The sequence below is a fragment of the Collinsella aerofaciens genome (assembly GCF_015546965.1).
In the GTDB taxonomy this organism is placed as follows: Bacteria; Actinomycetota; Coriobacteriia; order Coriobacteriales; family Coriobacteriaceae; genus Collinsella; species Collinsella aerofaciens_X.
In genome coordinates, this window is record NZ_JADMUF010000001.1 from 134,120 (window position 1) to 158,789 (window position 24,670).

A 24,670-nucleotide genomic window follows, 5' to 3' on the forward strand; every position below is an offset into this window, starting at 1 on the left:
TTGAGCGGAGGGCGATTATATAGCAACGGCCCCGCATCCGTCAGCAACAGAAGCGGGGCCGCAATCAACTCAATACACAGGGGTTGCGCCGTCAATAAATAGCTAAGCCAACCCCAGCAATATGCCCGCCGAATGCACGACAAACGCCACGATCCAGGCGACCGTCACCTGAAACGCGAACACGGCAACGGCATAGCGCGCGCCCAGCTCGCTCTTGACGGCGCCGATGGACGCCACGCAGGGCGGGTACAGCAGCGTAAAGACCAGGAACACGTAAGCGGTAAACGGCGAAAACATAGTTGACAGCACCGCGGGCGACGTTGCGCCCAAAAGCACCGTGAGGGTCGAGATGACACTCTCCTTGGCGATAAGTCCGGTGACGAGCGCCGTGGATGCTCGCCAATCGCCAAACCCAAGCGGCGCCAGCGCCGGCGCGATGATGCTGCCGAGACCCGCAAGCAGGCTTTGCGACTGATCGGCGACCACATTAAAGCGAATGTCGAACGTCTGAAGGAACCAGATGACCACGGTAGCGGCAAAGATAATGGTAAAGGCCTTGGTAATAAAGTCCTTGGCCTTATCCCATGCCAGCATCACCGTCGTCTTGACGCTCGGCAGACGGTAATTGGGAAGCTCCATGATAAACGGCACCGGGTCGCCCTTAAATGCCGTGCGGTTGAGCACCAGGGCGGCAATGCAGCCGACCACGATGCCGATCAGATAGAGCGAAACCATGGCGGGAACTGTCGCCTGCGGGAAAAACGCTCCGCACAGCAGACCGTAGACCGGCAACTTGGCCGAACAGCTCATGAACGGCGTGAGCATGACCGTCATCTTGCGGTCGTGCTCGGATGGGAGCGTACGGGTCGACATGATAGCCGGCACGGTGCAGCCAAAACCGACGAGCATGGGCACGAAGCTGCGGCCCGACAGACCAAAGCGACGCAATACCTTATCCATGACAAAGGCCACGCGCGCCATGTAGCCGGAGTCTTCCAGAATGGAGAGGAACAAGAAGAGCACGACGATAATCGGCAGGAAGGTCAGCACGCTGCCCACGCCCGTAAGCACGCCGTCGACAGCCAGCGAGCGCACCACGTCGTTGGTGCCGAACGCTTTGAGACCCGCATCGGCCGAGGCAATGATGACAGCAATGCCGTCCTCCATAAGTCCCTGCAACGCCGCGCCGATCACGCCAAACGTCAGCCAAAAGACGAGGCCCATGATCACCAGAAACGCCGGAATGGCTGTGTAACGACCTGTCAGGATGCGGTCAATCTTGACGGAGCGCACGTGCTCGCGGCTCTCGTGCGGCTTGACGACGCAACGCCCGCACACGTCGCCGATAAAGCTAAAACGCATATCGGCCAGCGCAGATAGGCGGTCGGTGCCGGCCTCGCCCTCCATCTGGGTAATGATGTGCTCGATACCGTCGAGCTCATTGCGATTCAGGTGAAGCGCCTCGGTTACCAGCTCATCGCCCTCGACCAGCTTGGTCGCCGCAAAGCGCACCGGGATGTGCGCCGTCACGGCATGGTCCTCGATCAGGTTAGCAATACCGTGGATGCAGCGATGCAGTGCACCGCCGTCCGAGCCATCGGGCGCACAGAAGTCCAGGCGACCGGGGCGCTCGCGGAACCGTGCCACGTGCAAGGCATGATCCACCAGCTCGCCGATACCCTCGTTGCGGGCAGCGCTAATGGGGACAACAGGCACGCCCAACAGGCTCTCGAGCAGGTTGACGTCCACGGCGCCGCCGTTGGCCGTCACCTCGTCCATCATGTTGAGCGCGATGACCATGGGGCGGTCGAGCTCCATAAGCTGCAGCGTCAGGTACAGGTTGCGTTCGATATTAGTAGCGTCGATGATGTCGATGATGGCGTCGGGGTTTTCGTCCAGGATAAATTGGCGACTGACGATCTCTTCGCCCGTGTACGGAGACAGCGAATAGATGCCGGGCAGGTCGGTAACGCTTGCCTCGGGATGGTTACGGATGGTGCCGTCCTTGCGGTCGACCGTCACGCCGGGAAAGTTACCGACATGTTGGTTGGAGCCCGTAAGCTGGTTGAACAGCGTGGTCTTACCGCAGTTTTGGTTGCCGGCGAGGGCGAAATGCAGCGGCGCACCCTCGGGCACGGCCGTTTTTGCCGCACGGGGCAAATACGTCCCCTCGCCAAGTGCCGGGTGCTCCGTCGTGCCGATTGCGGCGTTAGTGCGCGGACCCGTGTCTGTGTCGTGAACACCCACGAGCTCGATGCGAGCAGCATCGTCCTTGCGCAGCGTCAACTCGTAGCCACGCAGGCGAATCTCGAGCGGGTCGCCCATAGGAGCGTACTTCATCATGGTGACTTCGGTGCCCGGCGTTAGGCCCATGTCCAAAATATGCTGTCGGAGTGCCTGATCGTCCGATGCCACCGATGCGACAACGGCGTCCTTTCCAATCTCGAGTGTATCGAGCTTCACGCGTTCATCCTTTCGTTAGACGCGGTTAACCGTTTACCGGGGCTAACCAACTCGTAACGACAAATGATAGCGCTCTGAACTATTATATGAAGTCAAATACCGATGTTTACCTGCGCAAACTTTATGCGGTGCGCCCCGAAAGCTCTTTGCGCATACCGCTCAGCGAGATCGAAATGGAACCCGACCGCGCGGTAGCAGTGAGTCGATCACCCTCAACCGACCCCGTGCATGTAAAGGGCGCCTTGCCCATCAAGACGTGGGAGATAGTGCCCGAGAGCTCAAAGAAATCGCACTCAGCGCGGGCACCCGAGAGAGCGATATTGAGACCCCTGACGTTTAGTACTGCCCTGAGCGCGCCGTTCACCCCATGTGAAAACGTCACCTCGCCGCGCTTGCTCCCCACCGGCGTCTGGGCCAAAACTACATACGTACCCTCAAGCATGGCTCCTCCTCTAAGCAGACTTTTTGAAACGGGCAAGTAGTCTACTTTTACATATGGCGTTCCAGGAAGCGGAAGGCCAGGCGGATCCAGGGACGGACGGAAACCTGCTTGTCCTCGTTGTCGACCGCGGTATTGGCGTTGCCGAGCGAAAGGCCGTGGCCACCCTGGTCAAAGACGTGCATCTCGCATGCAACACCCTCCTCGGCCATGCGCTGCGCAAACGGGTAGACCTGCGCGACCGGCGCCGTCTTGTCGTCCGAAACGCCCCACACAAAGGTCGGGGGCATCTGGCGCGAAACGTGCGTGGTAGGGCAAATGTCGGCCAGGTGCTCATCGGTCGCCTCGCCGCCCGTCACCATCGACAGATAGTCGTTGAGCAAATCGCGCCCTGTCTTGCCACCCGTCTTGGGCACGCGCAGGTCGATGCGCGGGTCACGCGTCTGCATATCGCGCACATAGGCAAGGTCGAGCAACGGATAGCCCAGCACCACGGCGTCGGGACGAATATCCTCCGGACGAGCCCCGGCAAGGCCCGCGAAAGGTCCGGTCTTCCACTGCGTTGCCAACGAGGCGCAGATCATGCCGCCCGCCGAGAAACCCACGATGCACACGCGCTTGGGATCGACATGCCACTCGTCGGCGTTGGCGCGCACGGTAGCGACCATCTTGGCGAGGTCCGCCTGCGGGTGCGGAAAGCTCACGTCGCCCGTGGCGCTCGTCACATAGTTGAGCACAAAGGCCTGGTAGCCGCGGTCCAAAAACGCAAACGCCACCGGGTCCTGCTCGTGCGGAGCGATATGCGTAAACCCGCCTCCGCCGCAGATGATCACCGCGGGGCGGCGGCCATTGGGCTTGTCGGGCAGCGGCTCGGCACCCAGATACGTAAACGTCGCCGGATAATCCTCGGTCGGCTCCTCGCCCCACAGCGCATGGTTCTCAATAATCATAGGTGCTCCCTCCGTGCGATTCGTGCGCACTCGTTTTTCGCACCTTAGCGTACCCCACTTGAGCCCGCGGCGCAGAAACACCCCCGCAATAAGTTGGCCTTCAACTGATATATCACAAAATCGCTGTTCAGAGGTATCGTTGGACAGCGTAAAATAGGAGCGCTGACCGTGCTGGGAAACACGTACGAAACGTTTCCGGCAAACCACACGCGTGCAACATGCGCGCCTGATACGTTGGAGGCATCTATGGGTCTGCTCGATTCGCTCAAGTCCACGTTCACTTCGTCGGGCGAGGCGTCCGTTCCGCCCGCAGCAAGCTTCGCCACCCGCGAAGGCGTCATCTACGCTCCTGTCAACGGCGTGCTCGTCAATCTGAGTGAGGTTCCCGACGAGACCATCGCCTCGGGCATGCTCGGCCAGGGCTACGGCATCGAGCCCATTACCGGCACCATTTACGCCCCCGCTAACGGCCGTATCGGCGCCACCACCGTCACCAACCACTCCATCGGCATGATCACCGAGGACGGTCTTCGCGTGTTCATCCATGTTGGCCTGGGCACCGTGGAAATGAACGGTAAGGGTTTTGCCCGCTTTGTCGAGATGGGCGACACGGTCAAGGCCGGCCAGCCGCTCATCAGCTTCGACCGCGACGCTATCAAGGCCGCCGGTCACGAGGACATCGTGACCGTCATCATCTCTGAGCTCGACCGCCTCAAGAGCATCGACCACGTCGGCGAGTCTGGCACGCTTATCGGCGGCAATCCGCTCGTCAAGCTTGGCGATCCGCTGCTGGTTGCCAAGACCAAGTAGCCAGGCCCCGCGCCACACAGCCAAAAGGCGCCTCGTCAAGCGCCCGCGACCATTTGGCCGCGGGCGCTTTTCGTTTGAAAAACCATCCCGCCAATGCCTTATCTGTATAGCCCAAATGAGCCGAGCTGCTAGAATATCGAACTGTATGGATAACTATCATTCAACCGTTATGGGAGGATACGTGAACCGCACCAAAATCGCGCAGCTCTATGCCGATGCCGAGTCGCTCGGCGGCCAGACCGTCACCGTCGCCGGCTGGGTCAAGTCCGTCCGCGACATGAAGAACTTTGGCTTTGTTACGCTCAACGACGGCAGCTGCTTCCGCGACCTGCAGGTCGTCATGAACCGCGAGGCACTCGACAACTACGACGAGATCGCCCATCAAAACGTCTCGGCCGCACTCATTTGCACCGGCACCGTCAAGCTGACCCCCGATGCGCCCCAGCCTTTCGAGCTTTCTGCCACCTCCATCGAGGTCGAGGGCACGAGCGCCCCGGATTACCCGCTGCAGAAGAAGCGCGCAACCGTCGAGTTCCTGCGCACCCAGCAGCACCTGCGCCCGCGCACCAACCTGTTCCGCGCCGTGTTCCGCATCCGCTCTGTCGCGGCTGCCGCCATCCACCGCTTCTTCCAGGAGCAGGGCTTTGTCTACGTCAACACCCCCATCATCACCACGAGTGACTGCGAGGGCGCCGGCGAGATGTTCCGTGTGACCACGCTCGACCCCAAAAATCCGCCCCTCACCGAGTCCGGCGAGGTCGACTGGAGCCAGGACTTCTTTGGCAAGCATGCAAGCCTCACCGTGTCCGGCCAGCTCAATGCCGAGAACTTTGCCATGGCCTTTGGCGACGTGTACACCTTTGGCCCCACCTTCCGTGCCGAGAACTCCAACACCACGCGCCATGCCGCCGAGTTTTGGATGATCGAGCCCGAGATGGCTTTTGCCGACCTTAACGACTACATGGATAACGCCGAGGCCATGCTCAAGTACGTCCTTAAGGACGTTATGGCCACCTGCCCCGACGAGCTCAATATGCTCAACAAGTTTGTGGACAAGGGTCTGCTCGAGCGCCTGGACCATGTCGCCAACTCCGACTTTGCCCGCGTTACCTACACCGAGGCCGTCGAGATCCTGGAGCAGGCAGTCGCTGCTGGCCACCAGTTTGATTACCCCGTCAGCTGGGGCATCGACCTGCAGACCGAGCACGAGCGCTTCCTGACCGAGGAGCACTTTAAGCGCCCGACCTTCGTGACCGACTACCCGGCCGAGATCAAGGCGTTCTACATGCGCATGAACGAGGACGGCAAGACCGTCGCCGCCGCCGACTGCCTGGTTCCCGGTATCGGCGAGATTATCGGCGGCTCCCAGCGCGAGGAGCGCCTGGATCTGCTCGAGGCCCGCATCAAGGACCTGGGCATGAATCCCGAGCAGTACAAGTACTACCTTGACCTGCGCCGCTACGGTTCCTGCAAGCATGCCGGCTACGGCCTGGGCTTCGAGCGTCTGGTCATGTATCTGACGGGCGTGGGCAACATCCGCGACGTCCTGCCGCACCCGCGCACCGTGGGCAACGCCGACTTCTAATCGCATCAACGCCACAAAACGCGCATGTAACATCGCGCCAGCGCCTCTCGGCAAGCCGAGGGGCGCTTTTTTCAACAGTATCCGTCAAGCTTTTGGCAAGATTTTGGTCAGTTGAGCAGGGCTGTTGAAAACTCGACCCGCCGCTTGCCGACGACTACCGACCGCCCGGAGTGTCCTGCACCCCTGGGAAAGCCCCGCGCCCTAGGCTCCATACCGTCGCCACCCAAAACGGAAAGGACGTGGACGCCATGACCGAAACCGCTGTTGAAACTTACGAGACCACGACGAGAGGCGCCGCCTCGATGGCAGCCTATCGCGCCGTTCGCATCCTGCAACTATTAAGCGAAAACACCGGCGAGGACAAAGCCATGCTTTCCGATGAGTTGATCCGGCGCCTCGCCCATCCCGACGACCCCGCCCGCATGCCCATCTCGGCGGCGCGGCGCAGCATCTACACCGCCATCTCCGCGCTTCGCCATGCCGGATACGAAATTGAGTACAAACGCGGCGTGGGCTACAAACTTCTTACCCGCCCGCTCACCGATGAAGAGATCATCCGGCTCCACGGTATGGTCATGCGCAACCGCTCCACACCTATCGCTATCCGCAAGAGCATGGCGCAGCACTTAGTTGCCATGGCGAGCGCCGACGTTCGCGGCTACCTCGATACACCCGAACCCGCTCCAAGCGCAGGCAGCAAGGCTACCAAGGCAACACGCACGCCCATCAAGCGCATCGACACGTGCGAGCTCGTCGAGCAGGCCATCGACCACGGAACCACGGTGAGTTTTGATATTTCGAGCGTCACGACACGCGGCGAAACCGAAGCAGCACGGATGACACTCCGTCCCTTTGCCATCAGGCAGCGCGATGGCATCTCGTATCTGCTGGGAACGGTCTATGACGCCCGAGGCGCCGATGACACGTTGCGTACCGTAGAGATTGGCCGAATGAGAAACGTCACCACACGTCTCCTCGACGGCAAGAAGCTTTTCGCCGCCCTAGACGAGGACGACGCCTCCTCCGCCGCATAAGACCCTCCACCGCCCATTCGACTACCCGTACCGCCCATCCGATTCTGTATTAAAAAACCCGCCAGGCTGTTGTAAAAATGGACATCAGCGCTACTATAGTTCCACTTGCACTTTGTCCCAGTGCAGTGTTTCCAGCCATTTTTATACTGGGGGTAATGATATGAAGGACATCACCATCAGCCGCAGGAGCCTTCTGGTCTCCGCCGGCCTGCTCGCGCTCGCTCCGCTCGCCGGATGCGGCGGCAACTCTGGTTCCGGCTCCGCAGCCGCCGGTTCCGACTACACCGTCGGCGTTCTGCAGCTCACCGAGCACTCCGCACTCGACGCCGCCAACGACGGCTTTGTCAAGGCCATCAAGAAGAGCGGTCTTAAGGTCAAGATCGATCAGAAGAACGCCCAGAACGACCAGTCCACGTGTAAGTCCATCGCCGACAAGTTCGTGGGCGATGGCGTCGACCTGATCTATGCCATCGCTACGCCCGCCGCGCAGGCTGCCGCTGGCGCCACCGCCGATATCCCCGTCGTTGGCTGCGCCATCACCGACTACGCCGCCTCGGGCCTGGTCCAGGACAACGATAAGCCCGGCACCAACGTCACTGGCGCCTCCGACCTCACTCCGGTCGCCGAGCAGCTCGAGATGATGCAGAAGGTCCTGCCCGACGTTAAGAAGGTCGGCTTGCTCTACTGCACCGCCGAGTCCAACTCCGACGTCCAGATCAAGGCCGCCAAGAAGGAGCTCGACAAGCTGGGCCTGGACTACACCGACTTCACCGTCTCGAGCTCCAATGAGATCCAGTCCGTCGTCGAGTCCGCCGTGGGCAAGGTCGACGCGCTGTACTCCCCCACCGACAACACCATCGCCGCGGGCGCTTCGCAGGTCGGCCAGATTTGCAAGGAGAACAAGCTCCCCTTCGTTACCGGCGAGGAGGGCATGTGCAAGGCCGGAGGCGTGTTCACCCTCTCCATCAACTACGAGGACCTGGGCTACGCCGCGGGCGAGATGGCCGTCAAGATCCTGAAGGGCGAAGCCAAGCCCGAGGACATGGCGATCAAGCACCTCTCAAGCAAAGACCTGGTCGTCGTCAAGAACGACGAGATGGCCGAGGCTCTGGGCATCGATCTTTCCGCTCTGGACGAGTAGCGCCATGCGCGGTAGCGCGTCTAGGGCACGCACTCGCGCCGTTGACGTGTTATTCAATATCTGAGCCACAGGGGCGAACGCCAAAGACCGGCGTTCGCCCTGCTTGTTTCGGATGAGTCAAAACATCCGGCCGCAGCTCTTTTATGCATTGTTACCGCTATCATGGTGACTCACGTGTCCACCCTATCCTAGGAGGTATGAAGCATGCTCATTGCATTGCAGGGCGCCGTTTCGCAGGGCGTCCTCTGGGGCATTATGGTGCTTGGCGTGTTTATCACGTTCCGCCTGCTCGACATTCCCGATATGACCTGCGACGGCAGCTTTGCCCTCGGCGGCTGCGTCTGCGCCGTGCTCATCGTCAATAACAACGTCGACCCGCTGCTCGCCGTGCTGGCCGGCATGTGCGCCGGCGCCATCGCGGGCGCCGTCACGGGCATTCTGACCACCGTCTTTGAGATTCCCGCGATCCTCGCCGGAATCCTCACCCAGATCAGCCTGTGGTCCATCAACCTGCGCATCATGGGCAAGTCCAATACGCCCATTCTTGCCAAGGGCACCGTGTTCTCGGCCGTCAGCAATATGACCGGTCTGCCGCAGTCCACCGTTGCCATCATCTTGGGCATCCTGCTCGCCGTGGCTATCGTTGCCATCCTGTATTGGTTCTTTGGCACCGAGATCGGCTCGGCGCTGCGCGCCACCGGCAATAACGAGTACATGATCCGCGCTCTGGGCGTCAACACCAACTCCACCAAGATGATCGCCCTCGTGCTCTCCAACGCCCTCATCGGCCTTTCGGGCGCGCTCATCTGCCAGAGCCAAAAGTATGCCGACATTGGTATGGGCACCGGTGCCATCGTTATCGGTCTTGCCGCCATTGTTATCGGTGAGGTGCTCGGCCGTCTGCTGCCCGGCGGCCTCACGCAGTTTAGCGTCCGTCTTGCCTCCGCCGTCTTTGGCTCCGTGGTGTACTTCCTTATCCGCGCCATCGTGCTGCAGTTGGGCATGGACGCCAACGACATGAAGCTGCTCTCCGCCGTGATTGTCGCTGTGGCCCTGTGCGTGCCCGTAGTTTGGGAGCGCTATAAGCTCCGCAGCTCCTACACGAAGGGGGATGAGGCAGATGCTTAAGCTCTCGCACGTCAAGAAGACCTTTAACAAGGGCACCGTCACCGAGAAGCGCGCGCTCACCGGCGTCGACCTCACCCTGAATGACGGCGACTTTGTAACCGTGATCGGCGGCAATGGCGCCGGCAAGTCCACGCTGCTCAACATGATCGCCGGCGTGTACCCGCTCGATTCGGGCGTTATTGAGCTCGACGACACCGACATCTCGTGCCTGAGCGAGTCGCAGCGCGCCAAGTACCTGGGCCGCGTGTTTCAGGACCCCATGCGCGGTACCGCTGCCGACATGCAGATCGCCGAGAACCTGGCCCTTGCCAAGCGTCGCGGCCAGCGTCGCGGCCTTTCGTGGGGCGTCACCAAGGCCGAGAAAGATGAGTACGTTGAGCTGCTCAAGCGCCTGGACCTTGGTCTGGACACGCGTCTCAACGCCAAGGTCGGCCTGCTCTCGGGCGGCCAGCGCCAGGCGCTCACCCTGCTGATGGCCACGCTCACCAGGCCTCGCCTGCTGCTGCTCGACGAGCACACCGCGGCCCTCGACCCCAAGACGGCCTCTAAGGTGCTCAACCTGACCGAGGAGATCGTCGACGAGAACCACCTGACCACGCTCATGGTCACGCACAACATGAACGACGCCATCCGTCTGGGCAACCGTCTGATCATGATGCACGAAGGCCACGTGATCTACGACGTGGCGGGCGATGAGAAGAAGTCGCTCACCGTAGCCGACCTGCTGCAGAAGTTCGAGGAGGTCTCGGGCGGTGAGCTCGCCAACGACCGCATGCTGCTGAGCTAAAACCTGCCAAAAAGGGACAGGTTTATTTTGGTAGGTTTTATCTGCGCAAACGTCAAAACCGCCGCTAAGGGACAGACACCCTTGCGGCGGTTTTCGCATATCATGCTGATAATCCGATATTCAACCAGACATTCTGGCTAAGGACTAAGGAGACTGCCATGAAAAGACTCCCCCGCCTTGCGTTAGCCGCCTCGTTGTTTGCCGGCGCGCTCGCAGGCATCCCAAGCCTCGCTTTCGCGGGGAACCCGCCCGCCGCTATTGACGGCTCTGTGACCGTCATGCACACCAACGACATCCACGGCAGCTACAAGTACAGCTACAACGCAAGCAAGGGCACCGGCACTGTGGGCTTTGACGGACTGGCGGTTCTCTATAGCGCCCAAAACAGCGCCCCCGATCTTTTGCTCGATGCGGGCGACACCTTCCACGGACAGTCCTTCGCCACCATGAGCGAGGGCAAGAGCATCGCCGAGCTCATGGACACCTTCTACGCCGACGGCTACGACGCGACCACGCCAGGCAACCACGACTGGAGCTACGGCGCGGACAAACTCCGCACCATGACCGGCTACAGCACCACCGGCACGCCCTTCGCCATACTCTGCGCGAACGCGAAGTCTACGAGCGGCGTATGGAGCTCGAGCATCACGAAGACGCTCGACCGCACCTGGGAGGACAGCGAAAATCACTCAACGTTCGCCTACCAGATCAAGGTCGGCGTTGTAGGAGCCATGGATGAGTCGCTTGGCTCCTCGCTGCGTGCAGACCTAGTCGCGGGCACCAGCTTCTCGAGTGCCGCGAACGCCATCAATGCCGAGGCAGAGCAGCTGCGCAAGGAGGGATGCGATGTTGTTGTGTGCATCGCGCACACGCTCGACGCCAAGACCTTTGCCACGCGACTCCGTGGCGTCGATGCCCTTATCGCAGGCCACGAGCACATCAACCTTAACGAGAAGGTGACGGGAGCCGACGGCAAGACGATCCACGTTGTCGAGGCGGGCAGCGCCTTTGCCGAGGTGGGGCTGCTTTCCATTCCGTACAGGTACGACACGAATGGCACCGAGACGACCAACGATGACACGGTCACGGTCCCTGCAGACGGCAGCGACGAGAAGCTCTACACCGCCAAGAACGTCAACGACCTTTTGGCAGACCCCGACAAGGGCTTCGACTACCAAAGCTGCCTTGAAGCCGTCCGCAACAAGATCAAGCCGCTCGACGAGGCCTTTGAAAACGAATCGAACAAGATGCTCGGCACATCCACCACCAACTATTTCTACGGCGAGGACGCCGCAGGCACGCATGGTTGGGAAATGGTGCGCACCACCGATTTCCGCCCCAGCAAGGAGGGCGATACCACCAAGGCCCAGACCATCGGCCACGTGATTTGCGGCTCCTATCTTGCCCTGACGGGCGCGGACCTCGCTATCGAAAACGCTGGCGGCATCCGCGGCGGCATCGCGGCGGGCAACGTGACCGCCGGCAACCTCATCGCCATCTCGCCCTACGGCAACACCGTGGAGACCTGGACCATGACCGGCGCGGACTTCCTGGCAGCGCTCGAGCACTCGCTGCAGATCAGCGACGAGTGCAATCACAGCTACGAGCTTCAGCAAGCCTACGTGGCAGCCGGCCATACCGAGCAGGAAGCACAAGACAAGTACAAGTGGCGCGATGACTCTGGCAGCGTTCTCTCCTTTGGCGGCATCAACGTGACGATTGATTGGACGCAGCCCGAAGGCAAGCGCATTGTGAGTGCCACACTCACCAAGGACGGCAGCACGCTCGACCCCGCCAAGACCTATACCGTCGCAACCAACAACTACATCATTACCAACACGGCCGACTTTCCCACCTTTGCACACGCCACCAAGTACACCGAGTGGGGCACGTGCGAGGCGGCGCTGAGGGCGCTGATTGGGCAGAACGGCTGGGAGAGCAAGATGGCCTCGCTCGCGGGCACCATCAGCTTCGGCTCCGCAGCCGTGGACCCCACGCCCACACCGGCCCTGACGCCTAAGCCCTCGCCTAAGACGGACACGACGGCCACGAAGGTCATCACCAAGAAGACGACCGGTAAGCTCGCCGCAACGGGAGACCGCACGCTGGCAGTAGTTGGCGCGTGCCTTATCGGCGGCATCATCGTCATCATGCTCGGCATTATCTGGAAGCGTCGACGCTAAGCTACACCGCCGGGCCTTACAGCCCCGCCGCGTAAACCTTATATCGAGCACAGAAGCCCGTCCGAATTTGATCGGACGGGCTTCTTGGTGGGTATCATGGTTGGACGATCATTAGGAGGTTTCCCTACATGGAATTGTTTGAGCCAATTCTTCATTTCTTTACACAACGATGGGTCCACAACATCATCTGGGCCGTCATCTTGGCGATAGGCACCGCCGTCGCCGCCAAGGTCGTATCCAAGACCCTGAACCATCTGCTCAACCGAGACGATAACCCGCTTCCGGCATCGAGTATCTTCATCAACATCGCGCGCGCCGTCATATGGATGATCGGCGGCAGCTTTATCCTCGACAACTGCTTTGGCATTAACGCAAACGCGCTCGTCGCCGCTCTTGGTGTCGGCGGCATCGCCATCTCGCTGGGCTTTCAGGATACGCTGTCGAACCTTATCGGCGGCATGCAAGTGACCTTTATGGGCATTATCAAGCCCGGCGACAATATCGAAGTCGGCGGCGTGTCGGGTGTGGTCCAGGACATCACTTGGCGCCACACGACCATCGAGGACGCCTCCGGGCAGACCATCATCGTCCCCAACTCAAATATCTCCAAGAACACGCTCGTGCACCTCATGCCCTTTGGGCGTGTAGCTGTGCCCGTTGCCGTAAAGGACACGTCCAAGTGGGCCTCGCTCGATGCACTGGCAGACGAGCTGACCAGCGCCGCCAAGACCGCCGTGCTTCCCATCTCGGGTTTTGACAAGGAGCCGTATGTGCTCTTTAGCGAGATCGGCGACTTTGGCATCAAGGGCAAGATTATCTTTATCGTCAGCGACGACAGCACCACTTTCACCGCTGCCGACGCCTGCATCCGCGCCATCGCCCCCATCATTGCCTAAAACCACCACAAAGGGGACAGACGCCTTTGTGGGGCTTTCGCATCGTGGTACCATGGTTCATATCGTTGTTTAAACGACTAAGGGAGTAGACACCATGGAAGAGGCCTATCGTCAAGCACGCAAGCGCGGCGAGCAAGGACGTCGACGCGCCATTAGCCAAAGCGAGCATCCATACCTTACGGACCTCGACAGTTTGGTTGCTCAGCTCCCCTTAGGTCAGCGAGAGAATGTCGGCCTAAGGGATATTCCGCTCGAAATGGTCGTCGGCACGGTCACCAAAGGCCGTCAGTCCGCCTTTTCATGCAACTTTATGCCCCTGCTGCCGTTTAACACCGAGTTCGCCCGCAAGTGGTCCAACCTCTACGACATCCAGGTAACCGAGGGCTATCGCGACCCCATCATCGTCACCGAGTTCATGCATCGGTTCTATGTCCAGGAAGGCAACAAACGCGTCAGTGTCCTCAAATTCCTGGACGCTCCAACGGTTTCGGCCAGGGTCACCCGTCTCTACCCCGGCACATGGGATTCCGTCGAAAGCCGCCTGTACGGTGAATTCTGCGCGTTTTGGCGCGTCTGCCCCCTATACGAGATCGAGTTCTCGCGTGAGGGAAGCTACGAGACGCTCGCCAAGATGCTCGGTCAGAACCTTATCGAAAAATGGCCGCAGAAGAAGGTCGACTACCTGCGCCACACCTTCCTGCTCTTTAAGCGCGCCTACCTTCGCGCAGGCGGCGACCACCTGGACATTACGCCCGCTGACGCCATGCTCGTCTACCTCAATGTGTACAACCAGGACCGCCTGCTGGATACGCCGACGGATATCGTCGTAAACCGCCTGTGCAAGATTTGGTGCGAGCTGGTCATTGCCGGCAAAAATGACGAGGACAAGGTCGATCTTGTCGAAGCGCCGAGCGTCGATGAGGAAGAGGCGCCCGCCAAGTCCACCTCCGGCGTGCTCAACTTCTTTATGGGCAAGACCGTCTACTCGGCGGCCAACCCCCTGCGTATCGCCTTTATCCATGAGTTCCCCTGTGCGGCGTCGAGCTGGGACAGTCTGCACGACCAAGGACGTCAGTATCTCGATGAGCACTTTGACGGTATCGTGCGCACCGAGGCGTTCGAGGACTGTCACGATCCGGACGTGTTCTACGCCGCCGTGGAAACGGCTGTCAAACATGGAGACAGCGTCATCTTCTCGACCTCGCACCGCCTGATGGAATACACGCTCAGAGCTGCCGTTGAGTATCCCCAGGTTCGGTTCCTTAACTGCTCTATCGGCCTTCCCCACCAAAGCGTTCGTTCGTACTTTGGCAAGATGTACGAGGCCAAGTTCCTCCTGGGCGCCCTTGCCGCCAGCATGGCGGACAACCATCGCATCGGCTACCACGCGTCGGTCTTCGCATCCGGCGCGCTCAGCGAGATCAATGCCTTTGCCATCGGCGCCTCGCTGCTCGACCCCCGCGCGCAAATTATCCTCACCTGGGGCGATGTGCCCGCCGGCGGTCTTGCCGAGGCCATGTGCCGCGAAGGCGTGAGCGTCATGACCGGCGCTGACATATCAAAGTCGCTCGAAGACCCCACGGCCTACGGACTCCACCGCCTGGTCGATGGCAAGGTTTCCGGCATCGCCATGCCGGTATGGAACTGGGGCCGTTACTACGAGCTCATCGTTCGCAGCCTTCTGCACGGCACGTGGGACGAGACCAGCGATGACAACCAAGTGCGCGCCGTCAACTACTGGTACGGCATGAGCTCCGGCGTTATCGACATCCGTTACGCTCCGGGCCTACCCTACCAGACGCGCAAACTCGTGCAGTTGCTCCGCAACGGCATTGTCGAGGGATCCATCAACCCCTTTGGCGGCGAGCTCCACAGCCAGAACGGCGTGGTACAGATCGAAGGCTTCCCTCCGTTGCCGAGCACGCAGATTGTCGAGATGAATTGGCTGGCGGACAACGTGGTGGGCGCCATTCCGCAGCTCGGCGATGAGCCGGGAGTTACCGCCCTATGAAGATCCTTGCCATAGCCGATACCGAAGAACGATGCCTTTGGGAGTGCTTTCGCAAGGAACGCTTTGAGGGTGTCGACCTGATTTTGTCCGCCGGCGATCTGGACCCGGACTATCTTGAGTTTTTGGTCACAGTCATCAACAAACCGCTCATCTACGTACGCGGCAATCACGATGACCGCTACGCACGTCATGCACCGGGTGGATGTATCTGCGTGGAAGACAGCGTGTACACATACCGAGGGATTCGCATTGCGGGCCTTGGCGGGTCCATGCGTTATCGCGACGGCGCCAACATGTACACCGAACGCGAGATGTCCAAGCGCATGCGTAAGCTGTCGCGTAAGGTTAGGATGGTCGGCGGGTGCGACATTCTGCTTACCCATGCACCCGCGGCCGGTATGGGTGATCTGGACGATCTGCCGCATCGAGGGTTTGAGTGCTTTAACACGGCGCTTGAGTCCTGGGGGGCCGACTACATGGTGCATGGGCATGTACACCAAAGCTACGGTTACGATTTTCAGCGCGAGCGGCAGCATGTGTGTGGAACGACGATCATCAACGCCTGCGGCTATACGCAGTTTGAGCTCGACCAGACGCGCTACCCCATCCGTGGCTGGCAGGCGGCCTGGCTCAATTCGCAAACCATGCGCCGCGAGCTCAAACGCCACGATGCCATCGAGTCCTCAACAGCCAGAACACCCTGGTAACCACCTCAAAGGTGCCTGTCCCCTTCGTGTTGGTTTTGCCACGAGACAACAAGAAACCCGGTCCTGCACAAGGCAGAACCGGGTTTCTTTAGCAATGCTTGCTTTGCTCAGGCAGTAACTAGCAGTTACTCAGCCAGGAAGTCACGCTGGACAGCGGGATCGACCTTGACGCCAGGGCCCATGGTGGAAGACACGGAGATGGACTTGACGTACTTGCCCTTAGCAGAAGAGGGCTTGACGCGCAGGATCTCGGTGTACAGGGCAGCGTAGTTCTCGACGAGCTGCTGCTCAGAGAAGGACTTCTTGCCCAGGGGCACATGGCAGATGCCGTAGCGGTCGGCGCGGTACTCAACGCGGCCAGCCTTGAGCTCGGAGACCATCTTGGCGACGTCCATGGTAACGGTGCCGAGCTTGGGGTTCGGCATGAGGCCACGGGGACCAAGGATCTTACCGATGCGGCCAACCTTGGCCATCATGTTCGGCGTAGCGATAGCGGCGTCGAAGTTGATCTCGCCCTTCTGGATCTGGGCGACGAGCTCGTCGGAACCGATGATGTCAGCGCCGGCAGCCTCGGCCTCGCGGGCCTTCTCACCCTCGGCGAAGACGGCAACACGAACGGTCTTGCCGGTGCCGTGGGGCAGGGAGATGGAACCACGGATGTTCTGGTCAGCCTTACGAGTATCGATGCCCAGACGGAAGTGGGCCTCGACGGTCTCGTCGAACTTGGCGGTGTCGAGCTCCTTAATGAGCTTGGCAGCCTGAAGGGGGGTGTAGAGCGTGGCGCGGTCGATCTTCTCGGCAGCGGCGTTATAGCTCTTACCATGCTTAGCCATGTGCATTACCTCCTGTGGTTAAACGGGCGTGAGCCCTCCCACATCGTATCGTGTGCCCTATTGCACACATATAACGGGCGCCCCGGTCGGAGCACCCGTCATTACCTAAAGAAATCGCTACTCAGCGATGGTGACGCCCATGGAACGGGCGGTACCGGCGATGATCTTCTTGGCGGCGTCAATGTCGTTGGCATTGAGGTCCGGCATCTTGATCTCGGCGATCTTGGTGAGCTGCTCCTGGGAGAGCTGACCAACCTTGTCAGCCTGGGGCTTAGCGGAACCAGACTTGAGGTTCAGCTCCTTCTTGATGAGGTGAGCCGCCGGCGGGGTCTTGGTGATGAAGGAGAAGGACTTATCCTCGTAGACAGAGATCTCAACGGGGATGATGTCGCCCTTCTTGTCCTGCGTCTCGGCGTTAAAGGCCTGGCAGAACTGCATGATGTTCACGCCAGCAGCGCCCAGGGCGGGGCCGACGGGAGGAGCGGGGTTAGCTGCACCAGCAGGAATCTGGAGCTTAATGACGTTGGCAACCTTCTTCTCAGCCATGGTCATTCCTTTCGAATCACGAGTGTGAAGTACTTGCTATATCGTAAGCACGCACGTGTTAGAAGCACTCCTGAGATGAGCAGTCACAGAAGAAGCACGCTCGCGCGAACGGACGAAAACTTAAGCGATGACAGCGACCTGGTTAAAGTCGAGCTCGACCGGCGTCTCGCGGCCAAAGATCATCAGCGTGACCTTGAGCTTGCCAGCCTCGGTGTTAACCTCGGAGACCTTGCCATCAAAGTCGGTAAGCGGGCCATCGGTGACGCGGACGGACGTGCCGACCTGAATATCAACCGAGGTGCGCTTGGGCGAATCGCCCTTACCGGGACGACGAGTCATCTTGTTGTACTCGTCGCGGGAAAGCGGAGCGGGCTTGCCGTTGCCGCCTAGGAAACCGGTGACGCCGGGCGTGTTGCGAACACACGTCCAAGCATCGTCATCCATCTCCATGCGGACCAGGACATAGCCCGGGAAGATCTTAGAATCCTTGGTCTCGCGCTTGCCACCCTCTTTGATCTCGGTGACGCGCTCCATAGGAATCTCGATATCAAAGATACGGTCCTGCATGCCCATGGTCTCGATACGATGCTCGAGATCGGACTTTACGCGGTTCTCGTATCCGGAGTAAGTGTGAACGACGTACCAACGCTTAGACATGGTTTAGCCCCTCAATCCAGAGAACAGAGCAAGAGCCTCGCCAAAGCCAGCATCGAGCAGAGCGATGACGACGCCGACGACGACCAGAGAAGCGCAAACGACGACCGAGTAGTTCACGAGCTCCTTCTTATCGGGCCACGTGACACGCTTCATCTCGGACTTGACCGAAGCGAAATACTTCTTGGTGCGGGCGAAGAAACCAGGCTTCTCGTTCTTCTTGGACTTCGCAGCCTTCTCGTTCTTCTTGGCAACGGCCTTCTTGGCCTCAACCTTGGAGTTGGCGGCAGCGCTGTTGGCAGGTGCCGGCTGCTGAGCCTTCTTCTTGTTCTTCTTGTTGGCCATTTGGGTTACCTCCGCGCAATGCGCTTATACATGAGTAAACCGTAAGCCCCCAAGTGGGAGCTTACGGAATAATGACTGGCACGCCAGGAAGGACTCGAACCCTCAACACTCGGTTTTGGAGACCGATGCTCTACCAATTGAACTACTGGCGTATGTGACTAGAGACTAGCGAGTCTCTTTGTGCAGCGTGTGGTGACGGCACCAGGGGCAATACTTCTTGATCTCCATACGATCAGGCATGGTCGACTTGTTCTTGGTGGTCGTATAGTTGCGGCGCTTGCACTCAGTGCACGCAAGAGTAACTAGAGTACGCATGTATCCTGAACCTTTCATTTCCGCCCCGTACGGGCACGAGTTGTTACTTTATCAGCTCCACGTAAGTGCTGTCAATGAAAACCTCGAGTCAATTGGTTCTCGGTGGATCCATTCATATTTGGAACACATCAATGAAGCCATCGAGAGCTAATCGACGGTGCATCCAGGACCATTATCGATCCTCTCGACACCAGCAACGGCTCAATATCCATTGCAGAAAAGAACCCGGCACCCATATAAGTGCCGGGTTCTCTAAGTCAGCTATATCAAAGAGCTAATTTACTCAATGATCGTGGAGACGATGCCCGAACCGACGGTGTGGCCACCCTCGCGGATAGCGAAGCGCAGGCCCTCCTCCATGGCGATCGGGTGGATGAGGTCGCCCTCGATGGTGATGTGGTCACCAGGCATAGCCATCTCGGTGCCCTCGGGGAGCTTGACCGTACCGGTAACGTCGGTGGTACGGAAGTAGAACTGAGGACGATAACCATCGAAGAACGGGGTGTGACGGCCGCCCTCCTCCTTGGTCAGAACGTAGATCTCGCCGGTGAACTTGGTGTGCGGGGTAACCGAACCGGGCTTGCAGAGAACCTGGCCGCGCTCGATGTCCTCGCGCTTGATGCCGCGGAGCAGCAGACCGACGTTGTCGCCAGCCTCGCAGAAGTCCATGGACTTACGGAACATCTCGATACCGGTAACAACGGTGTTCTGGGTATCCTTGATGCCGACGATCTCGACGGGCTCGTTGAGCTTGAGCTCACCGCGCTCGACACGGCCGGTAGCAACGGTACCACGGCCGGAGATGGTCATAACGTCCTCAACGGCCATAAGGAACGGGAGGTCGTTGTTACGAGCAGGCGTCGGGATGTACTCGTCGACAGCGTTCATGAGCTCGCGAATGGCGTCCATCCACTTGGCGTCGCCCTCGAGAGCGCCCAGAGCGGAACCACGGATGACGGGGATGTCGTCGCCGGGGAAATCGTACTCGGAGAGGAGCTCACGGGTCTCCATCTCGACGAGGTCGATGAGCTCGTCATCGTCGACCATGTCGCACTTGTTCAGGAAGACGACGATGTAGGGAACGCCGACCTGACGGGCGAGCAGGATGTGCTCGCGGGTCTGAGCCATGGGGCCGTCGGTAGCAGCGATGACCAGGATAGCGCCGTCCATCTGAGCAGCACCGGAGATCATGTTCTTGACGTAGTCAGCGTGGCCCGGGCAGTCAACGTGAGCGTAGTGACGGGCAGCAGTCTCGTACTCGACGTGGGAGACGGAGATCGTAATGCCGCGCTCGCGCTCCTCGGGAGCCTTGTCGATGTTCTCGAACGCAGTGAAGTCAGCCTTGCAGCCCTCGGTCTCGGAGAGAACCTTGGTGATGGCAGCGGTCAGCGTGGTCTTGCCGTGGTCGACGTGACCAATGGTGCCGATGTTAACATGCGGCTTAGTGCGCTCAAACTTCTCTTTGGCCATAAAGCCCTCCTCTAAACAGGTCGTCCCCGGACGGGACTTTGCCTTTATACCATAGTGGCCTCTCAACATACTATTGAGAAGCCACCGTGTTACCTATGGTAGCGGTGACTGGATTCGAACCAGTGACGCCACGGGTATGAACCGTGTGCTCTAACCAACTGAGCTACACCGCCGGATGGAGCCTGCAACCAGACTTGAACTGGTGACCTCTTCGTTACCAACGAAGTGCTCTACCGACTGAGCTATACAGGCACTTGACGGGTGGGAGCTATAGGATTCGAACCTATGTAGGCAGAGCCAACGGGTTTACAGCCCGTCCCCATTAACCACTCGGGCAAACTCCCAATCGTTCAAGTATCCGCAGGTTCTTTGGTCTTTTGGACCACCGCCCCCGCGAACGAAGAAGATAATACGATGCAACCTTGGGGGCTGTCAACGAAAACCTCTAGATACACGGTTCCGGGCGTATCTATATAGTCGTGACCTGCGGTTTTGTTGAGTTTGGATATGAAGGACGGTGGTTTTGGATACTGAGGTGACGTTTCCCGAGGTAACACTTTGGTGTAGTAGAGTACACCTTCAGAATCGAACTTCGATCACAGCCTATTTGCACCTATATATAGGTCGAGATCGGGCTTCCGTGGCAGATTCGAGCGTGGATTATCTCCCGTCTGAAGTCGAGCGTGGATAATCTCCCACTTTTGTCGTACCCCCAAGGCCAAAGTGACAGATTATCCACGCTCATTCACTAGGCAGGAGATTTTCCACGCTCGTTCGTCCGATAATCCACGCTCGACCAGGATGACTGGGATAGGTCCGGCCTTTGTCTCGATCTGTAACATTTAGAGAACATTTTCTCCCCTATCTGTTACAGGTCGAGATATTACGCAGAGACCTCCGCTTACGTCTCATTCTGTAACAGGAAGAACGGTTTTCAGCTTCTTCGTGTTACAGAATGAGACAAACCGAAAACGAGATGGGCACCAACCCGATGACACACCACCTAAAAAGAAACGGGCCCTGTCCCCACAAGGGGACAGGGCCCGAAACTCTCATGGAGCCAGTGACAGGAATCGAACCTGCAACCCACTGATTACAAATCAGTTGCGCTACCGTTGCGCCACACTGGCACACTTGGCGCTTTCGCGCGAAGCCAGTTAAGAATAAAGGAAATGAGGACGGGGCGCAACAGGCCCTTCACCCGACCACATCTCAAAACTATTCGCTAAAACGAATAGTTTTAATTATAATTGTTATATATAAAACTATTCGTTCTAACGAAGGGTTTCGCGATGCTTACTACCAAGGAAGCCGCCGAGCTGCTCGGCATCACTCCGCGCAGGGTGCAGGAGCTCATAAAAAACGGAGCACTTGAGGCCCGCAAGGCTTCTGGTGTATGGCTCATCGACAAAGACAGCGTCGACACGCGACTCCGCTCCGTGACCAAAACAGGGGGACGTCCCCGCCGCGGCCACGGTAAGAACGAGATCGCGTTCACCCTCATGAACCGCACGCACGAAGTCGCTCAGCTGGTCTACAGCACATCGCGAAAAGACTTTACCCACATCGGCGCCGACATCGATTACGCCCACGCCCCTATTGGAGTATTTGGCCCTAATAGCCCCATATCGCTCGACTCCTTCCGCATCTGGTGGCGCGGCCGCGGTATTCCGCTCGCACGCATTGGGCTAGCCTCCCTGCTTGCAGAAGCCGCAGTCGATGTTCCCGATGAACTCGTACAGCGAAATCTTGGCCTCTCCCTATCCGACCAGTATTGGATTAGACCCCAAGGTTCCGGTCTCGCGTGGGAAGATATTAACTTCTTCAATAACGCCTTTGATGACGTCTCGCTGTCCATTGCGCCCTTTGCCCCAGAGGGAAAAGCGGCTGCCGCAAAGCCCGATAACACGTCGGACGGCAATCTTCAAAAGTACTGGACGTGCGAGGGCGGGCGTCGAATTCTGCATAAGGCAGGAGCGCACCTGAACCAGGAACCTTATAACGAGCTGGTGGCGACCGCGCTCCACCGTCGCATCCTAAACGCCTGCGATTATGTGCCTTACTCACTCGAGGGCACGGGCACTTCCGCCCTGAGCATATGCGATGTCTTCTTAACTGATGAAGAAGAGTATGTCCCTGCGTTCTATGTAAACCAGCACGCAAACGCAGATGAACGACTAACCGACTACGAGCGATACGTAGCAAACTGCGAGGAGCTCGGGGTGGCAGGCGTCAAGGATGCCCTTGACCGCATGATCGCGTGCGACGACATCATCGCCAACTACGATCGTCATTGGCGCAACTTCGGCCTCGTGCGAAACGTCAACTCACTGGCCTGCAGACCAGCCCCCATCTTCGATTCGGGCTCATCGCTCTGGTGCAACATATCTCTAGAGGAGCTTAGGGCAGGAGAGCACAGTTTTGCCAGCGCGCAGTTCCATTCAAGTCCCGCGAAACAAATGTTGCTTGTTGAGGATATGAGCTGGTTTGACGGGGGCAAACTCGATGGTTTTGTCGACGAGGCAATCGAGATTCTGTCTAAAAACGATGCCCTAGCAGCGAGACTGCCTTATCTAAAAGAGGCGTTAACGTGGCGCCTCGAAAGAATGATCGACATCGCTGAATGGAGTTAGCAAGGCAGCATTGCCCCGCCAACTCCCCTACCGTCCGCGCAGGGCCTTGAGCTTGGCCAGGGCATCGGGACTCAGGCGGCTGCCCAGAGTCATCTTGATTTGCGGAGCTTCCTCTGCCTCGTGAACGTCGTTATCGATCTGTTTGATCTCGTCCACCAGCATACGGCTCGAGATGCGCGTGACGCCCTTGCCCATGACGACAGCCTGGATCGTGCCGTCGCTCGATACCACGGAGCACGCGCGGCCTTCCTCACGTGCCTCGATGCAGAGCTTCTGCACCACGGTATCGGCCGAAACACCCGTCGGCGAAAACTCGATGCGCACGCCACGGGCCGGCAGATTGGGGCGTTCGCTGGAGATATTGCCCGCGCCGTCAAACACGATTACGGCCTCGTAGCGGCCCTGGGCAAACGCCGCCACGTCGTTGATGAGGGCAGTGCGCGCCATATCGTGAACGTCGCTGGAATACGGATCGTCGGAATGGTCGTACACGAGCTTTTCGTAGCGCGGCGTGCAGTGGATCACGTTGTAGCCGTCGACCACCAGCAGCTCGGGCTTATTTGAGTGCACCGTCGAGACTGGGTCGGCGATAGCCTGCGCAAACGCATTGCCGCCCACGCCGTAGGTCGCGGCCGAAACAATCGGCTTGGCCGAGCCCTCGCCAAAGCGCTTGGCCTTGGACTTGGCACGGTTCTTTTTGGACATGCGCTACTCCTCCCCCATGAGCTCGCCGGCGTTGCGGCGCAGCCACTCAAAGCACAGTGCCGTGGTCGCCTGGGCAACATTGAGGCTCTCAGTCATGCCGCGCTGGGGAAGCTTGGTCAAAAAGTCGCATTTCTCGAGCACCAGGCGCGAGATGCCGTCGCCCTCGGAGCCCATGACGAGCGCCACGCGACCCTCGAAGGGAGCATCCCAGCAACTGCCTTCGGCGTGCTCAGAGGCACCGCCCACCCAAAAGCCGGCGGCCTTAAGGTCGTCGAGTGCACGGGCGATGTTGGGCACCTGCGCGATAGGCAGATGCATGACGGCGCCGGCTGAAGTTTTGTAGCTGCCCACGGTCACGCCGGCGGCACGCTTGTTGGCGATGATGACGCCCGCGGCGCCCACAACCTCGGCGGAGCGCACGATGGCGCCAAAGTTACCGTCGTCAGTCACATGGTCGAGTACGATCACAAGCGCCGGACCGTCGCCCGCGCGGTCGAGGATATCGGCAACATCGGCATAAGGGAAATTGCCCACCTCGAGCGCGATGCCCTGGTGAGCGCCATGGCTCGACAGCGCATCGAGCTGCGCGCGCGGCACGTACTTAATGCGGACGCCCGCGGCATTGAGGTCATCGACCAGGCGCGACAGGGCGGCATCGCGCTCCCCGCCCTCGGCAATGAGCGCGCACTTGACGGGAAAACCGGTGCGCAGTGCCTCGGCGGCAGCACGGCGACCTTCGATAAACTCGCCCTTGGGAGCCTGGGCGCCCTCGCGATTACGATCGCGCTGCGGACGCGCGGCCTGGGTGCGATCGCGCTGGCCCTTGGGAGCGGCAGCGCGGTCATTGCGGCGAATCGGACGCGAGCCAGAAGCAGTCTGCTTGCCACCACGAGGCGAACGCCTGCGATTGTCGGCCATAAAGCGACCTCCTAAATACAACTATCAAACGAAACAAAATAAACGACCGCCCATGAATATTAATTCGGGCGGTCGGTACGGGCTTTCCAAGTGCCCGAGATTACCGTGAAAGAGGAG

Annotated in this window: 22 protein-coding genes and 5 tRNA genes; 11 read left to right on the forward strand and 16 right to left on the reverse strand. The window is 59.4% G+C overall.

Annotated features, from left to right (window positions below):
- Window positions 1-102: 102 nt before the first annotated feature.
- The 3 genes from feoB to I1M21_RS00600 form a co-directional block, all read right to left on the reverse strand.
- Complete coding sequence (feoB, locus tag I1M21_RS00590; protein ID WP_195192008.1) at window positions 103-2,463, reverse strand: ferrous iron transport protein B; 2,361 nt, start codon at window positions 2,461-2,463, stop codon at window positions 103-105.
- A 121-nt stretch (window positions 2,464-2,584) separates the two neighbouring features.
- Window positions 2,585-2,905 carry a hypothetical protein gene (locus I1M21_RS00595; protein WP_117786142.1) on the reverse strand — a complete coding sequence of 107 codons (321 nt, stop codon included), beginning with the start codon at window positions 2,903-2,905 and terminating at the stop codon, window positions 2,585-2,587.
- A 47-nt stretch (window positions 2,906-2,952) separates the two neighbouring features.
- On the reverse strand, window positions 2,953-3,852 hold the full coding sequence (locus I1M21_RS00600; protein ID WP_124785980.1) for an alpha/beta hydrolase: 900 nt from the start codon (window positions 3,850-3,852) through the stop codon (window positions 2,953-2,955).
- A 246-nt stretch (window positions 3,853-4,098) separates the two neighbouring features.
- Between I1M21_RS00600 and I1M21_RS00605 the strand changes: the two genes are divergently transcribed.
- From I1M21_RS00605 to I1M21_RS00650, 10 genes are all read left to right on the forward strand, one after another.
- Complete coding sequence (locus I1M21_RS00605) at window positions 4,099-4,662, forward strand: PTS sugar transporter subunit IIA (protein ID WP_117583092.1); 564 nt, start codon at window positions 4,099-4,101, stop codon at window positions 4,660-4,662.
- Between the two features lie 181 nt (window positions 4,663-4,843).
- A complete protein-coding gene (gene asnS / locus I1M21_RS00610) occupies window positions 4,844-6,247 on the forward strand; it encodes an asparagine--tRNA ligase (RefSeq protein ID WP_022093883.1) in 1,404 nt (467 codons plus the stop codon).
- A gap of 248 nt (window positions 6,248-6,495) precedes the next feature.
- The gene (locus tag I1M21_RS00615; protein ID WP_195192009.1) at window positions 6,496-7,281 is read left to right on the forward strand and encodes a hypothetical protein; all 786 of its coding nucleotides are present in this window, start codon (window positions 6,496-6,498) and stop codon (window positions 7,279-7,281) included.
- A 160-nt stretch (window positions 7,282-7,441) separates the two neighbouring features.
- Window positions 7,442-8,422 carry an ABC transporter substrate-binding protein gene (locus I1M21_RS00620; protein WP_195192010.1) on the forward strand — a complete coding sequence of 327 codons (981 nt, stop codon included), beginning with the start codon at window positions 7,442-7,444 and terminating at the stop codon, window positions 8,420-8,422.
- A gap of 204 nt (window positions 8,423-8,626) precedes the next feature.
- On the forward strand, window positions 8,627-9,550 hold the full coding sequence (locus tag I1M21_RS00625) for an ABC transporter permease (RefSeq protein WP_006234992.1): 924 nt from the start codon (window positions 8,627-8,629) through the stop codon (window positions 9,548-9,550).
- Window positions 9,543-10,337: an ABC transporter ATP-binding protein gene (locus tag I1M21_RS00630; RefSeq protein ID WP_195192011.1), complete on the forward strand. Its 795-nt coding sequence runs from the start codon at window positions 9,543-9,545 to the stop codon at window positions 10,335-10,337. Before I1M21_RS00625 ends, I1M21_RS00630 begins: the two co-directional genes overlap by 8 nt.
- A 158-nt stretch (window positions 10,338-10,495) precedes the next feature.
- Window positions 10,496-12,520 carry a bifunctional metallophosphatase/5'-nucleotidase gene (locus I1M21_RS00635; protein WP_195192012.1) on the forward strand — a complete coding sequence of 675 codons (2,025 nt, stop codon included), beginning with the start codon at window positions 10,496-10,498 and terminating at the stop codon, window positions 12,518-12,520.
- Between the two features lie 128 nt (window positions 12,521-12,648).
- On the forward strand, window positions 12,649-13,416 hold the full coding sequence (locus tag I1M21_RS00640) for a mechanosensitive ion channel family protein (RefSeq protein ID WP_195192013.1): 768 nt from the start codon (window positions 12,649-12,651) through the stop codon (window positions 13,414-13,416).
- 94 nt (window positions 13,417-13,510) lie between these two features.
- Window positions 13,511-15,427 (forward strand): BMP family ABC transporter substrate-binding protein, encoded by a 1,917-nt coding sequence (locus I1M21_RS00645; protein ID WP_195192014.1) that lies wholly within the window; start codon window positions 13,511-13,513, stop codon window positions 15,425-15,427.
- Window positions 15,424-16,134 carry a metallophosphoesterase family protein gene (locus tag I1M21_RS00650; RefSeq protein ID WP_006234987.1) on the forward strand — a complete coding sequence of 237 codons (711 nt, stop codon included), beginning with the start codon at window positions 15,424-15,426 and terminating at the stop codon, window positions 16,132-16,134. The genes I1M21_RS00645 and I1M21_RS00650 overlap by 4 nt, the downstream gene beginning before the upstream one ends.
- A gap of 125 nt (window positions 16,135-16,259) precedes the next feature.
- On the opposite strand, the gene rplA is transcribed toward I1M21_RS00650, so the two are convergent.
- The 11 genes from rplA to I1M21_RS00705 form a co-directional block, all read right to left on the reverse strand.
- Window positions 16,260-16,967, reverse strand: a complete 708-nt coding sequence (gene rplA / locus I1M21_RS00655) for a 50S ribosomal protein L1 (RefSeq protein WP_022093892.1) — start codon at window positions 16,965-16,967, stop codon at window positions 16,260-16,262.
- A gap of 117 nt (window positions 16,968-17,084) precedes the next feature.
- The gene (gene rplK / locus I1M21_RS00660) at window positions 17,085-17,513 is read right to left on the reverse strand and encodes a 50S ribosomal protein L11 (RefSeq protein WP_022093893.1); all 429 of its coding nucleotides are present in this window, start codon (window positions 17,511-17,513) and stop codon (window positions 17,085-17,087) included.
- Window positions 17,514-17,633: 120 nt separating this feature from the next.
- Window positions 17,634-18,170 (reverse strand): transcription termination/antitermination protein NusG, encoded by a 537-nt coding sequence (gene nusG / locus I1M21_RS00665; RefSeq protein WP_006234984.1) that lies wholly within the window; start codon window positions 18,168-18,170, stop codon window positions 17,634-17,636.
- 3 nt (window positions 18,171-18,173) lie between these two features.
- Complete coding sequence (gene secE, locus I1M21_RS00670; protein WP_022093894.1) at window positions 18,174-18,512, reverse strand: preprotein translocase subunit SecE; 339 nt, start codon at window positions 18,510-18,512, stop codon at window positions 18,174-18,176.
- Between the two features lie 76 nt (window positions 18,513-18,588).
- Window positions 18,589-18,664, reverse strand: a tRNA-Trp gene (locus I1M21_RS00675).
- Between the two features lie 13 nt (window positions 18,665-18,677).
- Window positions 18,678-18,827 (reverse strand): 50S ribosomal protein L33, encoded by a 150-nt coding sequence (gene rpmG / locus I1M21_RS00680; protein ID WP_022093895.1) that lies wholly within the window; start codon window positions 18,825-18,827, stop codon window positions 18,678-18,680.
- A 279-nt stretch (window positions 18,828-19,106) separates the two neighbouring features.
- On the reverse strand, window positions 19,107-20,297 hold the full coding sequence (gene tuf, locus I1M21_RS00685) for an elongation factor Tu (protein ID WP_117563790.1): 1,191 nt from the start codon (window positions 20,295-20,297) through the stop codon (window positions 19,107-19,109).
- A gap of 96 nt (window positions 20,298-20,393) precedes the next feature.
- Window positions 20,394-20,470 (reverse strand) — tRNA-Met (locus I1M21_RS00690).
- Between the two features lie 3 nt (window positions 20,471-20,473).
- A tRNA-Thr gene (locus tag I1M21_RS00695) sits at window positions 20,474-20,549 on the reverse strand.
- A 10-nt stretch (window positions 20,550-20,559) separates the two neighbouring features.
- Window positions 20,560-20,641 (reverse strand) — tRNA-Tyr (locus tag I1M21_RS00700).
- A gap of 711 nt (window positions 20,642-21,352) precedes the next feature.
- A tRNA-Thr gene (locus I1M21_RS00705) sits at window positions 21,353-21,427 on the reverse strand.
- A 162-nt stretch (window positions 21,428-21,589) separates the two neighbouring features.
- Between I1M21_RS00705 and I1M21_RS00710 the strand changes: the two genes are divergently transcribed.
- Window positions 21,590-22,930 (forward strand): DNA-binding protein, encoded by a 1,341-nt coding sequence (locus I1M21_RS00710; RefSeq protein ID WP_195192015.1) that lies wholly within the window; start codon window positions 21,590-21,592, stop codon window positions 22,928-22,930.
- 27 nt (window positions 22,931-22,957) lie between these two features.
- Here I1M21_RS00710 and I1M21_RS00715 read toward each other — a convergent pair whose 3' ends face one another.
- A complete protein-coding gene (locus I1M21_RS00715) occupies window positions 22,958-23,635 on the reverse strand; it encodes an NYN domain-containing protein (protein ID WP_006234978.1) in 678 nt (225 codons plus the stop codon).
- A 3-nt stretch (window positions 23,636-23,638) separates the two neighbouring features.
- Complete coding sequence (gene rlmB / locus I1M21_RS00720; RefSeq protein ID WP_195192016.1) at window positions 23,639-24,553, reverse strand: 23S rRNA (guanosine(2251)-2'-O)-methyltransferase RlmB; 915 nt, start codon at window positions 24,551-24,553, stop codon at window positions 23,639-23,641.
- Between the last annotated feature and the right edge of the window lie 117 nt (window positions 24,554-24,670).